The sequence below is a fragment of the Catenulispora sp. GAS73 genome, assembly GCF_041262085.1.
GTDB lineage: Bacteria > Actinomycetota > Actinomycetes > Streptomycetales > Catenulisporaceae > Catenulispora.
This window is the reverse complement of sequence record NZ_JBGCCM010000046.1, coordinates 37814-53137: the sequence shown is the minus strand read 5'-3', so window position 1 is coordinate 53137 and position 15324 is coordinate 37814. Positions and strand designations below refer to the sequence as shown.

The 15324-nt window shown below is 69.6% G+C and carries 13 protein-coding genes; 2 read left to right on the top strand and 11 right to left on the bottom strand.

The window, feature by feature from the left end:
* Window positions 1-68: 68 nt before the first annotated feature.
* The 9 genes from ABH935_RS44210 to ABH935_RS44170 all read right to left on the bottom strand — a co-directional run bounded on the left by ABH935_RS44210 (window position 69) and on the right by ABH935_RS44170 (window position 9699).
* Window positions 69-1085, bottom strand: coding sequence for a Gfo/Idh/MocA family oxidoreductase (locus ABH935_RS44210; protein WP_370383996.1), 1017 nt, complete (start codon window positions 1083-1085; stop codon window positions 69-71).
* On the bottom strand, window positions 1082-2185 hold the full coding sequence (locus tag ABH935_RS44205) for a DegT/DnrJ/EryC1/StrS family aminotransferase (RefSeq protein WP_370383995.1): 1104 nt from the start codon (window positions 2183-2185) through the stop codon (window positions 1082-1084). The genes ABH935_RS44210 and ABH935_RS44205 overlap by 4 nt, the downstream gene beginning before the upstream one ends.
* Complete coding sequence (locus ABH935_RS44200) at window positions 2182-2802, bottom strand: acyltransferase (protein ID WP_370383994.1); 621 nt, start codon at window positions 2800-2802, stop codon at window positions 2182-2184. Before ABH935_RS44200 ends, ABH935_RS44205 begins: the two co-directional genes overlap by 4 nt.
* A gap of 88 nt (window positions 2803-2890) precedes the next feature.
* The gene (locus tag ABH935_RS44195) at window positions 2891-4009 is read right to left on the bottom strand and encodes a glycosyltransferase (RefSeq protein WP_370383993.1); all 1119 of its coding nucleotides are present in this window, start codon (window positions 4007-4009) and stop codon (window positions 2891-2893) included.
* Between the two features lie 7 nt (window positions 4010-4016).
* Window positions 4017-5021 carry an ABC transporter ATP-binding protein gene (locus ABH935_RS44190; RefSeq protein ID WP_370383992.1) on the bottom strand — a complete coding sequence of 335 codons (1005 nt, stop codon included), beginning with the start codon at window positions 5019-5021 and terminating at the stop codon, window positions 4017-4019.
* Window positions 4999-5985, bottom strand: a complete 987-nt coding sequence (locus tag ABH935_RS44185) for an ABC transporter permease (protein WP_370383991.1) — start codon at window positions 5983-5985, stop codon at window positions 4999-5001. The genes ABH935_RS44190 and ABH935_RS44185 overlap by 23 nt, the downstream gene beginning before the upstream one ends.
* 116 nt (window positions 5986-6101) lie before the next feature.
* Window positions 6102-7580 carry a glycosyltransferase family 4 protein gene (locus tag ABH935_RS44180; RefSeq protein WP_370383990.1) on the bottom strand — a complete coding sequence of 493 codons (1479 nt, stop codon included), beginning with the start codon at window positions 7578-7580 and terminating at the stop codon, window positions 6102-6104.
* Window positions 7581-7648: 68 nt separating this feature from the next.
* A complete protein-coding gene (locus ABH935_RS44175) occupies window positions 7649-9160 on the bottom strand; it encodes a glycosyltransferase family 39 protein (RefSeq protein WP_370383989.1) in 1512 nt (503 codons plus the stop codon).
* A gap of 170 nt (window positions 9161-9330) precedes the next feature.
* A complete protein-coding gene (locus tag ABH935_RS44170) occupies window positions 9331-9699 on the bottom strand; it encodes a hypothetical protein (protein WP_194908911.1) in 369 nt (122 codons plus the stop codon).
* Window positions 9700-10194: 495 nt separating this feature from the next.
* Here ABH935_RS44170 and ABH935_RS44165 point away from each other — a divergent pair, with 495 nt between their 5' ends.
* Together ABH935_RS44165 and ABH935_RS44160 are read left to right on the top strand one after the other, a co-directional pair.
* Window positions 10195-11088, top strand: a complete 894-nt coding sequence (locus ABH935_RS44165; RefSeq protein WP_370383988.1) for a LuxR C-terminal-related transcriptional regulator — start codon at window positions 10195-10197, stop codon at window positions 11086-11088.
* A gap of 836 nt (window positions 11089-11924) precedes the next feature.
* Window positions 11925-13181, top strand: a complete 1257-nt coding sequence (locus ABH935_RS44160) for a nucleotide sugar dehydrogenase (protein WP_370383987.1) — start codon at window positions 11925-11927, stop codon at window positions 13179-13181.
* Between the two features lie 157 nt (window positions 13182-13338).
* On the opposite strand, the gene ABH935_RS44155 is transcribed toward ABH935_RS44160, so the two are convergent.
* Together ABH935_RS44155 and ABH935_RS44150 are read right to left on the bottom strand one after the other, a co-directional pair.
* The gene (locus tag ABH935_RS44155; RefSeq protein ID WP_370383986.1) at window positions 13339-14775 is read right to left on the bottom strand and encodes a hypothetical protein; all 1437 of its coding nucleotides are present in this window, start codon (window positions 14773-14775) and stop codon (window positions 13339-13341) included.
* On the bottom strand, window positions 14768-15280 hold the full coding sequence (locus tag ABH935_RS44150) for a SigE family RNA polymerase sigma factor (protein WP_370383985.1): 513 nt from the start codon (window positions 15278-15280) through the stop codon (window positions 14768-14770). Before ABH935_RS44150 ends, ABH935_RS44155 begins: the two co-directional genes overlap by 8 nt.
* Window positions 15281-15324 lie beyond the last annotated feature (44 nt).

Here is a 15324-nt window from a genome sequence, read left to right as displayed (position 1 = left end):
GGTCAACGGCCTCTTCCGGCCAGCGCGTCTCCCGCCACGGAACGTATGTTCGTCGTCACTTCAGGCGATCACAGCTCGACGGTCGCACCCTTGGCGGCCGAGTCCAGCGCGGCCTCGGCGACCCGCACGACCTGCAGGCCCTGACGCATGCTGACGATGCGCTCGCGGCCGCCGCCGACGTCCAGGACCGCGTCCCGGAACGCCTCCAGCTCGGTGCGCAGCGGCTCGGGCTTCGGAATGGCGAAGCGCACCATGTCGCCCTCCGATACTCCGCGGAAGGCTTGCATCGCCTCCCAGGTGGGGATCGTCGGGGCCGAGGCGTTCGCGTAGAAGGTCAGATCGGCGGCCAGCGTGTCGGCGACGAAGCAGCCCTTCTCACCGGTGACGATGGTGACCCGCTCCTTCATCGGCGAGAGCCAGTTCACCAGGTGGTTGACCACGGTGCCGTCGGCCAGCCGGCCGGTCATCGCGATCAGGTCCTCGTGCTCGCGGCCCGAGCGGTACGCGGTGTGGGCCGAGATCGAGGTGTAGGACTGCCGGGTCACCCAGGCCGTGGAGTCGATGTCGTGGGTGGCCAGGTCCTTCACCACGCCGACGTCGGCGATCCGGTTCGGGAACGGGCCCTGGCGCCGGGTCACGACCTGGAAGACCTCGCCGAGCTCGCCGTGCTCCAGCCGCTTGCGCAGGTTCTGCAGCGAGGGGTTGAAGCGCTCGATGTGGCCGACCGCGCCGACCAGCCCGGCCCGCTCGAAGGTCTCGGCGAGCTGGGTCGCGGAGTTCACATCCGGCGCTAAAGGCTTCTCGATCAGGGTGTGCACGCCAGCCTCGGCCAGCGCCAGGCCGATCTCGGTGTGGAACACCGTGGGCACGGCGACCACCGCGAAGTCGATGCCCGCGGCGATCAGCTCCTCGACGTTCCCCAGCACCTGGCGGCCGTTGGCCACGCCGTGCGCGTCGCCGCCGGGGTCGGCGACCGCGACCAGCTCCACGCCGTCCAGCGAGCCCAGCACCCGGGCGTGGTGCCGGCCCATCATGCCCAGGCCGATCAGGCCCGCGCGCAGCTTCGCGCCGTCCGTCCCGCTCACAGCGCGTTCACCCCGGCCACGATCCGCTCCAGCTCGTCCTGGGTCAGGGTCGGCATGACCGGCAGCGACAGCGCCTCGGCCGCGGCCTTCTCGGTCTCGACCAATTCGCCGGCGACGCGCGAGGCGACGTCGGGGCGCTGGAAGGACGGCAGCCGGTGGATCGGGATCGGGTAGTACATCCCGGTCCCGATGCCGCGCTCCTTCAGGCGCTCGGCCAGGCCGTCGCGGCCGCCCTCGACCTCGTCGGTGACCCGGATCGTGTACTGGTGGTAGACGTGCTCCGCACCCGCGACAACCGGCGGCACGCCGACGCCCTGCAAGTGCGCGTCGAAGTACCGCGCGTTCTCCTGACGCTGCTTGGTCCAGGCCGCCAGCTTGGTCAGCTGCACCCGGCCGACGGCGGCGTGCACGCTGGACAGCCGGTTGTTCAGGCCGATGACCTCGTTCTTGTACCGCTCCTCCATACCCTGGTTGCGCAGCAGGCGGACCTGGCGCGCGACCTCGGCGTCCGGGGTGACGACGATGCCGCCCTCGATGGAGTGGATGTTCTTGGTCGGGTACAGGCTGATGCACGCGGCGTCGCCGAAGGTGCTGATCGCCTTGCCGTCCAGCGTGGCCCCGACGGCCTGCGCCGAGTCCTCGATGACCTTCAGACCGTGCTTGCGCGCGATCTCCATGATCGGGCCCATCGCGGCCGGGTGCCCGTACAGGTGCACCGGCATGATCGCCACGGTCCGGTCGGTGATCGCCGCCTCGATCGCGGCCGGGTCGATGTTGAACGAGTCCCGCTCGATGTCCACGAACACCGGCACCGCGCCGACGATCGCCACCGAGTTCGCGGTCGCCGCGAAGGAGAACGAGGGCATGATCACCTCGTCGCCCGGCTTGACGCCCAGCGCCAGCACCGACAGGTGCAGCGCCGAGGTGCCGGAGTTCACGGCCACGCAGTGCAGGCCGTCGACCAGCGCCGAGAACTCCTGCTCGAAGGCCTCGACCTCGGGGCCGGCGGCGACCTGGCCGGTCCGCATGACGCGCACCACGGCTTCGATCTCGTCCTCGCCGGTCACCGGCCGGGCCGGGGGAATGAACGGGAGCGTCATGCCTTCTCCTTCAGAACACCGTCGATCTCTACGTACTCAGAGCCGTCTTTGGGGCACACGAACAGACCGCCGCCGCGGTCCTCCAGCGGCTCGCCGGACTTGCCGACCCAGCGCAGGCGCTTGGCCGGGACGCCGGCGACCAGCGCGAAGTCCGGGACGTCCTTGGACACCACGGAGCCGGCCGCGACCAGGGCCCAGCGGCCGATGGTGACCGGCGCGATGCACACCGAGCGCGCGCCGACCGAAGCGCCCTCGCGCAGCGTGACGCCGACCGGTGTCCAGTCGTGGGCGGACTTGGGGGTGCCGTCGGCGTTCACCGCGCGCGGGTAGTGGTCGTTGGTCAGGACCACCGCCGGGCCGATGAAGACCCCGGGCTCCAGTACCGCCGGCTCGTAGACCAGCGCGTGGTTCTGGATCTTGCAGTTGTCGCCGACCGGCACGTCCGGGCCGATGTAGGCGCCGCGGCCGATCACGCAGTTGCGACCGACGCGCGCGCCCTCGCGCACCTGGGCCAGATGCCAGACGCTGGTGCCCTCGCCGATCTCGGCGCGGTCGTCCACGTCGGCGCTGGGCAGGATGCGCACGCCTTCCCGGCTACCCTGCTTCTGTTCAGTCACTCTCGGTTCTCCGGCGATCGTACGTGCGAGGGGTCGGGTCGCGGCCCGCTGGACCGTGGGCGCGGCGGCCCACTGTGGCTTCAGAGCGTCAGTGCTTGACCAGCCCGCGGATCTCCTCCGCGAGCTTGTCGTACGGCGAGGCCCCGGTGAGGTGCTCCGCCGCCCACTTGCGGGCGTTGTGGCGCGCCTGTTCGAGCTCGTCGTACTGCTCCGACCACCGCCGCAGCGTAGCCGACGCGGCGGCGGGGTCCGCCACCACCTCGCCCGCGCCGGAGGCGGCGATCAGCTCGGCCATCCGCGGCAGCGGTGTCGCCACCACCGCCAGGCCGACGGCCAGGTACTCGTACAGCTTGCTCGGCACCGCCTCGCGGAAGGCCGGGGTGTCGTCCAGGAGCACGAGCCCGGCCCACGCCCCGTCGGCCAGCGCCCAGGCCTTCTGCGGGTCCAGACGCCCGTGGAACCTGATCCGGTTGCGCACCTGCTCGCTGGAGGTCGCGTGCCAGGTGTCCAGCCAGGCCTGGTCGCCCGGCTGCACCGGGCCGACCACGTCGAGCTCCCAGGTGTAGGTGCCCTCCACCGCGGCCAGCATCGCCTGCAGGCCGCGCGAGCGCCGCACGTCGCCGATATAGATGGCGCGCGGGGCGGAGTGGTCCGGCTCGCCGGGGGCCGGCAGGAAGGAGAAGTCCGGGAGGTTCTTCACCACCAGGCGGTTGCGGCCCTTCATCGGCGGCACGTGGTCGTCGGCGACCACGGTGATGTTCGCGCGCTTGGTCCAGAACGTACAGATCCGGACCGCGAAGGTGGCCGCGCTCTTCTTCCAGGAGGCGCGGGCCCAGGCCCGGTCCTTGAGCAGCTTCAGGTAGTCCTCGTGGACGTCGGCCACGACCTTGCGGCCCTTGAACCAGCGGGCCAGCGTCGCGCCCGGGACCATGTCCGGGTCGACGGTCAGCAGGACCTTGCCGCGGGCCTTGAACGGCAGCGTCAGGTCCGCCTTGAGGCGCTTCTTCGCCGAGCGGGAGCCCAGGGTGTGCACCAGACAGTCGGCCGGGCCGGCCTCGGGGAGCCCGAGACCGACCACCTCGACGCCCAGGCCGGCGCGGCGCAGCGCGGCGGCCAGGCGGTGCAGCCGGGCGTCCGCCACGTCGTGCCCGCCGGTGATGATCGACACGTCGATACTGCTGCTGTTACTGCTGCGGTCAGCGGCCATGCCTTGCTCAGACGTCCTCTCCGATGGCCTTCTGCAGCGCTTCCTTGGTCTTCTCCGCCTTGGCCGCGAGCGCCTGGTCCTCCCGGGCCTCCTTGGCCTCGGCGGCGGCCTTCTTGGCGTCGGCCTCTTCCCGGTCCTTGCGCTGCCGCTCGATGTAGGCGTCGATGACCTCGTCGGGGTCGCCGCTCTGCACCAGGTTGCCGTGGTCCATCCAGATGCAGTGGTTGGACATGTGGCGGACCGTCTCCAGGCCGTGCGAGACCAGCACGATGGTGCGGGCGTTCTCGCACAGCTCCAGCATCTTCTCGGTGGCCTTCTCCTTGAACCGCGCGTCACCGGCGGACAGGGCCTCGTCCACGAGCAGGATGTCCGGGTCCATGTGCACGCCGACCGCGAAGGCCACGCGCGCGTACATGCCCGAGGAGTACGTCTTCATCGCCCGGTCGATCGCGCCCTCCGAGAGCGTGTCGAGGTCGGCGAAGTCGATGATCGCGTTCTCCTTCTCGCGGATCTGGTCCTTGGACCAGCCCTGCGCGAGCCCGCCCAGGACGATGTTCTCCCGGCCGGTGAGGTTCTGGTTGAAGCCGACACCCAGGGCCAGCAGCGTGGACACCCGGCCGCGCACCTCGACGCGACCCTGCGTGGGGGGCAGGATCCCGGAGAGCGCGCGCAGCAGGGTGGACTTGCCGGCGCCGTTGTGGCCGATGACGCCCAGCACGGTGCCGTGCGGCACCTCGAAGGAGACGCCGTTTACCGCCTTGATGACCTTCTGCTCGACCTTCTGGCGCTTGGCCTTGCGGATCAGCGCGGCCTTCAGGGTCGGGTTGGCCTCGGCCTTGGTGCGGTAGTACAGGTGGAGGTCCTCGACCTTGATGGCCAGGCGGGGCTCCAGCTGCTTGTCGACGAGCTTGGCCGCCGGCTGCTCGGCCGGTGCCGAAGTGGTTTCGGCGGACTCGGCGGACTCGGCGGTGTCCACGGTCTCGACGGTTTCAGAGGCGGACAGCGAACTCACGCTCCCTCGACATGAAGTACCAGGCGCCGACGACCAGGGCGACGATCGCGCAGGCGGCGCCGACTGCGAGCTCCGACAGTTGCGGGGCGTAGGACGCCCCCTTGGCGAACGGATGTGAGCCGTTGCCGACCAGCACCGTGTTCCAGGAGTTGATGATCGGCGAGAACGGGTCCCACTTGTAGACGCCGAGGATCCAGTGCGGGAGCGAGGTCTTTCCGGTCACCGGGTCCGGAACGGTCTTCGACTTGATGTAGTTCAGGCTGAACAGCACCGGGGTGATGTACATCCAGATGCGCAGCACGTAGGGCAGCAGCGTGGACATGTCGCGGAAGTACAGCGTCACGGCCGCGAACAGCAGCCCGAGACCGAAGCTGAAGACCGTCTGGATGATGAAGATCGGGATCACCCAGAGGATGTTCACTGTGACGCTGTGGTGCACGCCGATGTAGAAGCACGCGTAGACCAACAGCGTCGGGAAGTACGTCAGCATCGCCGTGAACGTCGTCGACAGCGGCAGCAGCACCTTCGGGAACGACATGTTGATGATCATCTTGCCGCCGCCGGTGATCGAGCTGGCGGCGAACTGGATGACGTTCCGCGTGTAGAAGAACGCGAACAAGCCGGTCAGCAGCCCGACGAAGTGGGCCATCGCGCTGGCGCCGGCGCCACCGGAGCCGCCCAGCACACTGGTCAGCAGGAAGTACACCAGCGCCAGCAGCATCGGGTTCAGCACCAGCCAGAACTGGCCGAAGAAGCTGTCGAAGTGCTGGCCCTTCAAGGTCGAGGACGCCATGTGGGTGGCGAACTGACGCCGGGCCCAAACGTCCCGGAAGTACGGTCCCAACTTGGGCAGCGCGTATCGGTAGGGCTCGAAGACGTGAACCTGCTCGGTCGCGCGCGGAGGTTCGGGGGTCTTCGTCCGGGTCTCCTCCACGGATCCCGTCTCACTGGTGGCGGTCGCCACTCTCACACTCCACTTGCTTTAGGTTGCACCTGTTTGGGGGGTCAGGGTCGTGCTGTAGATCGGTCACACTATCGGGCAACGCTTTGCGGTCCGCCGAATGTCCCCGTGGTTACACCCTAAGCGTTCGGCTCATCCGTCTCACCGAACGCCCGGACCCCCGTCCGCGGTTCCGGTTCCCGCCCGAGCAGTCGCGCGTAGACCCCGCCCAACACCTCGGCCTGGCCCTCCCAGGAGTTGGCCGCCAGCAGGTCGTCAGTGTAGCGGGACGCGTACGCCGGCCGATCGGCGAGAACCTTGGCGACCGCCTGAGCGTACTCGTGGGCGTCCTCGGCGGTGAAGACCTCGCCGTTGCCCAGCTCCCGGGTGAAGTCGGCCATGGCCTGCACGTCGGAGACGACGATCGGCAGCTTGGCGTGCATGTACTCGTAGTACTTCGTGATCAGCGCCACCTCGTGGTTCGGGGTGTGCAGGATCGGGATCACGCCGATGTCCGCGGAGGCCAGGTACTGCGGGACGAGGTGCGGCGCGACATAGCCGACCATGTGCAGCCGGTCGGCGACTCCGAGGTCTTCGGCCTGCTTCTGCAGCGCGCGGGTGAACTCGGTGTCGGCGCCGCGGACCACGGCCACGTGCACGTCGGGCAGCTCCGGCAGGCCGGCCACCATGGTCGCGATGCCGCGCATCGGTGAGACCGCGCCGGAGTAGACGAGCAGCGGGACGTCGTCGGCCAGGCCGCAGGCCTTGCGCAGGCTTGGCGCTTCGGTGGAGTCCGTATCGCCCGATTCGTCACGCTCTTCGCCCGGGACGTGCAGCATCGGGGCGTTGGCCACGACGCCGGGCGTCTCGGTGAGGTGGTAGCGCTCCTGCAGCCACTGCGCGAGCAGCGGGGAGACCGTGATCACCGCGTCGGCCTTGCGGACGTACTCACCCTCCAGCCCGACGTAGGCCAGCCGGCGCTGCTCGGGCATCGAGACGCCGGCCACGAACTCGTGGGCGTCGTAGAGCACCTTCGGCCGCTTGCCCTTGCGCTCCAGCTTGTCGGCGACCCGCACCGCGATGCCGGGGGTGTGCATGTCGTGGGCGTGGATCAGGTCCGGCTCGAACTCCTCGATCAGCGCCGACCAGCTCGACTCCAGCCACAGCAGGTGCCGGGCCGTGCGCCGCCAGTCGCCGTCGCGGAAGTAGACCTTCCAGAGCATCTCCTTGGCGCGGTGCTTCATGCTGCCGTCGCCGGTGCCGGGCTCCTTGATCCGCTGCACGATGCGGCGCCGCGCCTTGTAGTCCAGCGACGAGGCGAACGACAGCGCCCGGAACGGCATCAGCCGCAGGCTCGGGGCTCCGTCGTCCTTCAGCGGCCACTGCGCGATCTGCCACTTGTTGTGCAGTCCGGTACGCACGACCTGCGCCGCGCCGATGTAGGCCGGGTCCGACGGACGCCCCTTGCGGTTCGGCTCGTAGCCGAGCAGCAGGACGTCGTAGCCGGCTTCCGCGGCACTGTAGGCGGCTTTCTGCACCCGCGAGTCCAGCCGCACGTCGTTGGCGACGAGCATCGCCACGCGTGGGCGCCGAGCACTGGGGCGGCGGTCGTTTGTCACATGGGAATGCTAGTGGGGCGGCGCCCCGGGGCGGGAAAGCCGCCACCGCGCCGGACGGGTGACCCCGGCTATCCGCGGCTCACGGGCGTCTCCCGCGGCACGTAGACCTCGATCCAGGACCCGGCTGTGAATCGTGCTGCAAGTCGGTAACGGCTCATGATGGCCCGGTAGGCGGCCGCCTCTCCCGGGTGGCGCGCGGGATCGGCGAGGAAGCGGCCGGCGGCGTGCTCGGTGAGGATGAGCGCCCGGACCTGGACGCCCGGCCTGTCGGCCGCGAAGGTGAGCGGCACGAGGTGGTAGCGCGCGGGGTCGAGCCAGGGGCCGTAGCTCTCCACGGCGACCGGCGCGCGCCCGGGGACGTGCGCGGCGACCCAGGCCGCGGCCTGGACGCGCGAGTGCTCGTCGAGCCGGGGGTAGAGGGTGACCGCGGAGACCAGGGGGATGAAGGCCGCGGCCGCGGTCACGGCGGCGACGGCGCGGCGGCGGGTCCGGGGGAAGACGGCCGGGACGGCCACGCCGGCGAGGACGGCGAGCGCGGGGGTCAGCGGGACGAGATTGCGGTCGAAGCGGACGGTCATCACGGCCAGGAGAAGAAACTGCGGAATCACATAGGCGAAGGCGATGATCAATGTCCTGCGAATGAGCTCGGGCGCGCGGAACAACGCGACGATCGCCACCGCGACGGCGATCAATAGCAATGGTTGATCGCGGAACAGGGCGCCCAGGTAGTAGCCGGGCGCGCCGCCCTGCGCACCGACGTGGCCGTCTTGATAATGGACGGCTTCCGATCTCACGCCGTCCAGAACCGCGAGGGGACGCGTGAGGATCCCTGGCGTGGTCAGCGCGAACACCGCGGCCGCGACGGCGGCGGCTTCCGCGATGCGGATCACCAGCTTGTCGCGCCGGGGACTCAACACATACGCGACAACTACTGGAAGCGCTGCGACGGCCAGGTATTTGGCGCCTAATGCGATCCCCACGCCGAGACCACAGAGGAGGTCTCCATAACGCGCGTCACGGAGAACCCGGGTCGCGCCGTACAAGGTAAGCGCGACAGCGAGACCGGCATATACGTCCGGCGTTGCGTAAACGCTGTTGGCTGTCGCTAAGGGGGAAACCGCAACGGTCGCCGCAGCGACGGCGGCGGCGATACGTCCCCATCGCTCTGGGAGCTCTGCCGCCTTCAGTACTTCCCGCACGACAGCCCACACCAGTAGGCAGGTGGCCACGGCCGCGAGGACTCCGACCAATCGGACCGTCACGATGAACGCGCGGGAGTCCGTGTGTGCCACGCCGAGGTTCTCGATGCGCATCGCGCCGTGCGTCGGTACGTGGATCCCTACCGCGCGGAAGGCGGTCGTCACTCCGGCGATCACTTCATAGAGGAGTCCCGGGTAGCGGTAGGTGTGCGAGTCCAGCATCCCGTCGGACGCCATGCGCAGCCCGACGGAGATGTTCAGTGGCTCGTCCGAGTTTCCGACTCCCGGCAACGCGGCCATCACCAACGGCAGCCGCAGCGCCAGGGCGAGCACGGCCACCGCCGCCGCCAGGGGGTCGATCCTCCGCAACGCCATTCGCATGTCGGGTCAACGATCGACCGGGGTGGTCGGAAACGCACGAGTGGTCACATATGGGTTCAGAACGTATAGGAGATGCGCTCTATGTATAACTCCATGTATAAGAGGTGCGCCCCGCTGAAAGTTTCAGTGGGGCGCACCTCTTACAACCGGGCGCCGGTCGAACCGCACACTCAGTTGCGCAACGGACTCCGACTGTCCTCAAGGTCGTCGAGCCCGCCCAGGAGCTCGTACCCATAGGGGCCCTCGACCCAGTCCACACTCCAGTCCTCCAGCATCGGCGAGGTGGTCAGGGCGCGCCGCACCAACGCGGTCGCGGTGTCACGGACCGAGTACGGAACGTCCGGATCGGACGCGAGGTAAAGGCCGGCCACGAGGCGGGCCGGGAAGACGCCGGCTTCGTCGACGACTACGTGAGCGTGCTCCAGGGCGCGGGGGGAGTCGCCGGAGACCGCCTGCAGGGCGTAGCGGAGGGTCGCCGCGGCCAGACCGCGGTCACCCGCGAAACCGGCCCGCTGCACCGCCACCATGATCAGATCCATGATGATCTTCCTTCCTGTCAGGATTCGGTCAGGACCAGCACGACAGGCAGGCGCCGGGCATGCCGGCCGTGATGGGGCCCGCTTGCTGCACCTGGTTCGCGGACGCGGACGCACTGAGCGGAGCAACCAGCAAGACAGTGACAACAGCCAAGCCGGCGAAGACATGCTTGAGTCGAGACACGGTGCTTCCATTTCTGTGGGGTGGATTTGTGGGCCCGCACAGCCGTGGGGGCCGGGCCCGAGACGCCTAGGAGCGGGCGCTGGTCTGAGTCTCATGCGTGGCGGCCGGTGCGGGGAACGGTGCGGACCCGTCCGCCTTAGGCCAGGCCGGTCCCGGCCACGACCCTGTATCCGGAATGGTGCGGTATCCCCCTTGATCGCCAAGGTTCCTGCTGCGAGCATGGGTCCGGCGCCGAGGCCGGATGTATGCGAAGGGGGTGTGCCGTGCTTGGTTCGCTAGGACTGGATCCGCTAGCGCAAGCGGTCTACAGCGCGATGCTCGCCGACCCCTCAGTAGGTGTCCGCGAGTTGACCACACGGTTGGGACAGGACGAGGACCAGATCAGGGAGACCCTGGACCGCCTGGTCGAGCTGGCCCTGCTACGACCGTCGCGAGAGCGTTCCGGAGAGCTGTACCCGGTCTCGCTCGTCACCGGGATGCAGTTACTGGTGCAGCGCCAGGAGGCGGAGCTGGCCGCCGGCCGCGACGCGGTGGCGGCGGGCCGGGCGGCGGTGGCCGAGCGCGAGCCGGCCGAGCGGCTGATAGGCCTGGACGCGGTGCAGTCCGAACTGGACCAGCTCCTGGCGGGCGCCACCGTCGAGGTGCTGTCCATGGTCCCCGGCAACGCCATCTCGGCGGCCTCCCTGTCCGCGGCCCGCCCCACCGACGACGACGTGGCCCGGCGTATACCGTCGCGCGTGCTGTACCACTCCTCGACGCGGCAGGACCCGGCCACTGTGGCGTACGGCCGATGGCTGGCGGAACGGGGCACCGAGATTCGGCTCTCTCCTGCGGTGACGCGGCGGCTACTTATCGTGGACGGTCGCACTGCGGTTGTTCCGATAGAGCCGGACGAGCCTGGCATCGGCGCGCTGTGTGTGCGCGAGCCTGGGTTGGTGGACCAGCTCACTGCGCTGTTTGAGCTGATCTGGACGGACGCGGTTCCGTTGGGGATGCCTGCTAAGGCCGATTCGCCCGCTGGGCTGTCCCCTACCGACCGGCATCTGCTTCGCTTGCTTGGCGATGGTCTGACTGACGAGGCTGCTGCTAAGCGGCTGGGGATTTCGGCGCGGACTGTGCGGCGGATTATGGCTGATTTGATGGTTCGGTTGGATGCGGAGAGCCGGTTCGAGGCGGGGGTTGAGGCTGCGCGGCGGGGGTGGTTGTGAAGGATTGGTGTGGGTGGGGGGTGGCGGGTGGCGGGTGGGGATGGGGGGTGGTTTTTGGCGTTGGTCCGCGCGGTGGTTCGGGTCTGAGCGTGGTGCGTTGGCGGGTGGCGATGGCGGTCGCGGTCGCGGTGGCTGTGTCGGTGGCGCGTGCTATATCTGTGTATAAGGGGCGATAATTGCCTAACAAAATGCCAGCATGACCGACTCGCACACTGGGTCACGTCGGCGGCTGGCGGTTTTCGTGTCCACAACCGCGCACAGGTCCGAGTCACTGCGCATGTCGTAGGCGGCAATCGTCGTGCGTGGTGGGCACCTTGAGGCCTCCGGCGGGCGCTCTACAGCGAGGGGGCGACCCGCGCGTCCGGCGCTTCGGCGGCGGCCCGCGACTGCTCGGCTTTCTGTCCGCTCGTGGTGCGTTGCGCTGCTTGCCGGCGGTGCTGCTTGTGGTCACCGGGTTCTGGGCCCCTCGCCACGTCGTCGCCTTACGGAACCAGGCCGGTCCGGTGGCGTCAAGCCGGATCGCTCCTGCTGTGGTCCGGTTTCGTCCGGCTTGACACCACCGGCCCGGCCAGGTTGGCTTCGCCCGCCGACGCGGCGAGGGGCCCAGAACCAACACCCCGCATGGTCCTTCGGACCCGGCGTACCACGTGGTCGGCTGGGCTGGCGCGTCGCCGAACGCAAATGCTGGTCAGCAGGTTGCGACTTCTGTAACCGTGCGGATACGGCGCATGAGCGGGCGTGAGACGTCCGCTGCACTCACATAGAGTTGGCGCGACGCGGCGTTGCTTCGGGGGCGCGTGGCGGGATTCGATGGGATTCGAACAGACGGAGTCATCATGCACGTAGTCGTCGCCGGGCAGGGGTATGTCGGCTTGCCGCTTGCGGTCCGCGCGGCCGAGGTGGGGCACCGGGTTGTGGGCTACGACGTGGATCCGCATCGGGTGAAGCAGTTGGCGGCCGGCGAGTCGTATGTTGAGGACGTCGCCTCTGAGCGGGTGCGCGCGGTGCTGGACTCCGGCGCTTACTCCGTGACCTCCGATGGCGGCGCGTTGGGCGGTTTCGACCTGGCCGTTATTACCGTGCCGACGCCGTTGCGTGACGGTGTGCCGGATCTGAGCTACATCGAGTCCTGTTCTCGGACGCTCGGTGCGCATTTGCGGCCTGGGGCGGCCGTGGTGTTGGAGTCCACGACCTATCCGGGTACCACCGAGGAGCTGATGGTGCCGATTCTGGAGGAGGTCTCCGGGCTGGCTGCGGGGCGCGACTTTCATGCCGGTTTCAGCCCCGAGCGCATCGATCCGGGGAACCAGAAGTGGCCGTTTGAGAAGACTCCGAAGGTGGTCTCCGGTGTCGACGCGGAGTCGTTGGCCGTCATCAAGGGCTTCTACGACGACCTGGTCGAGACCACGGTTCCGGTCTCCGGGCCGAAGGAGGCCGAGCTCGCCAAGCTCATCGAGAACACCTTCCGGCACGTCAACATCGCGCTGGTGAATGAGATAGCGATGTTCGCCAAGGCGCTGGACGTGGATGTCTGGGAGGCGATCGGGGCTGCGGCGTCCAAGCCCTTCGGGTTCATGAAGTTCACTCCGGGGCCCGGCGTCGGTGGGCACTGCCTGCCGATCGACCCGTCGTTCCTGTCCTGGAAGGTGGAGCGGACGGTCGGGGTCCCGTTCCGCTTCGTGGAGTTGGCGAACGACGTGAACAACCACATGCCGGACTACGTCGTGCGGCGGCTGATGGAGGGCTTGAACGCGCGTCGGCAGACGGTCAACGGCTCGCGCGTGCTGTTGCTGGGCCTGGCGTACAAGCCGAACACCTCCGACGCCCGGGAGTCGCCCTCGACTCGGGTCGCCGAGCTGCTGCTGAACCTGGGTGCGCAGGTGCGCGGGGCGGACCCGCATGTGGTCGACGACATCCACGCCGACGCCCGGTTGGTGCGGGTGGAGGCCGGTGCGGAGGAGATCGCCGCGGCCGACGCGGTGGTGCTTCTGGCCGACCACGCAGAGTTCGATTACGACCTCGTAGCGAAGCACGCGAAATATGTCCTCGACTGCCGGAACCGGATGGCCGGCCCGAACGTCGAAGTGTTGTAGGACGCGCGACCGCGCCGGCGTTGTGGGGCGCTGAACCGGTCGCCGTGACACGGGTCGAGGCCCGGCTTCCCCAGTGGGGTGGGGGGCCGGGTCTCGACGCGTTTTCCGTTGTCCTGCCAGCGTTTTTTGCTGATGCCTGGCGCCTTCTATCAACGCCTCACTTGGCGGCGGCCAGGCGCTGGACGGCTGTGTGCGCGATCTGCCGCACCCAGGTGTCACCGCCGGGGATCGGCTGGTCCGCCGACGCGCCGCCGGCCAGCACGTCGAAGGTGATCACCTTGGCGCCGACCCGGATGGCGACGGTGACGCCGCCCTGCTCCCCGGTCCAGTGCTTGATCCAGGCCTGGTCGCCGAGCCCGGACAACGGCTCGGACCGGGCCTTCGTCTGCTGCGTGGACTGGTCGTACGCGGCGAGGCCGGACTGCGCCGCCGAGGCGTCGGCGAAGGTGTAGACGCCCTCGTTGACCATGAACTCGCCGTCGCCGCCGGACACCGTGCCGCGGAAGCACATCCCGGAGACCGTCGTGGCCCCGATGATCTGGGTCCCGCCCGACTGCCAGGTGTCCTGGGTGTTCGCCCCGAAGGACGGTCCGAGGTCCGCCGGGGCGAACAGGAAGCCGTCCACCGGCTGCGAGGGCGGGAGCGGCGCGGACGAGGGCCTGGACTGGTGCCCCGGCTCGGGCCCCGAGCCGCTGGTCGCCGGGGAGGTCGGCCGCGTGATCACCGGCATCGGCTCCGGAGAGTCGACCCGCGGCGCGTTCGCCACCCGGGCCACAGCCTTCTGCGACACTTCGGTCAGCCAGTCGGCGGACACCGCCTTCACCGCCTCGGCGGATCCGGGCAGGAGCTCGTTCACGACGACGACCTGTCCTTCGAGGACGACTGCGCTGACCACCATGTCCGGGCCGCCGTAGTCCTTCTGCGTGAACATCCCGTCCCCGACGCCGGCGACGTCCTGGACGGCCGACACCGCTCCGGCCGCGCCCCGGCATCCACCGGCCTGCGCGGCCGATCGGACCCGGGCGAAGGCCGCCTTCGCCGAGGCCGCGTCCGGGAACTGGTACAGATGCTCGCCGTCCGTGAGCCCGGTCCCGCCCGAACCGGGGTGGGTGAACTCCCCCTGGACCACGGGGCCGACGACGGCGACCGGCACAATCTGCGCACAGAGCAAGCCCCGGAACGGCCCTCCCGAGCCGAAGGTCCCCGCTCTGGTGTAGCTGGGACCCAGATCAGCGGGCTGCATCAGGGCCTCGCTCAACTTCACGTACCGGCCGTGCCCGGACGCGCTGGACTGCCCGGTGGTGACCGCGCCCGGGGCGGGTCCCGGCCCTCCGGTGGCCAGCCCCGCGCTCGTCACGGCGACCGCCACTGCCACCACCGCGACGCTCGCCATCGACATGGCAGCCACCCGTCGGCGCCGCCGCTGCCCGCGGCTTCGTACGGTCGCACCCGGGCCCGCGTATCCGGCCCAGGCACGGCCGTCCAGCACGTCGGCCAGGACGCCGCGGAAGTCGTCGTTCATCTCGTCGCCGACGTTGCTGATATCGGCGTCGCCGGCACCGCCGCTGTTCATCTCGTCCCTCGTCTCAGGCATGCGTCATCTCCCAGCCCTCGGTCCCGGCCGTGTCGGCCAGCAGCGCGGCGAGCGCCACCCGCCCCCGGGCCAGCCGGGCCTTGACCGTGCCCTGCGGTATCTCCAGTGCCTCGGCGACCTCGGCCACCCGCAGGCCGCCGAGGTAGTACAGGACCAGCGCGGCGCGCATGCCCTTGGGCAGCACCGCCAGGGCGTTACGGACCGCGATCGCGTCCGCGGACGGCGGTGGCAGGTCGGGCGGTACGCCGTGCCGGGCCATGGCGCGCAGGCCCGCGGTGTAGTGCCGCCAGCGCGAGATCGCCAGCCGGTAGGCGGTGGTCTTGACCCAGCCCACCGGGTCGGCGCCGTCCCGGGTGAGCCTGTCCCAGCGGGTCCAGGCCCGGGCGTAGGCCTCCTGGACGCAGTCCTGGGCCTCCGGCAGGTCGCCGATGACCAGGTACAGCTGGCCGATCAGGCGTGGCGCGGTGGCCGCGTAGACCTCGTCGAATTCGCTCGGCGACGCCAAGTGCCGCTCCCCTCGGTGCGATCTTCGGACGGCCACGGTGCCCC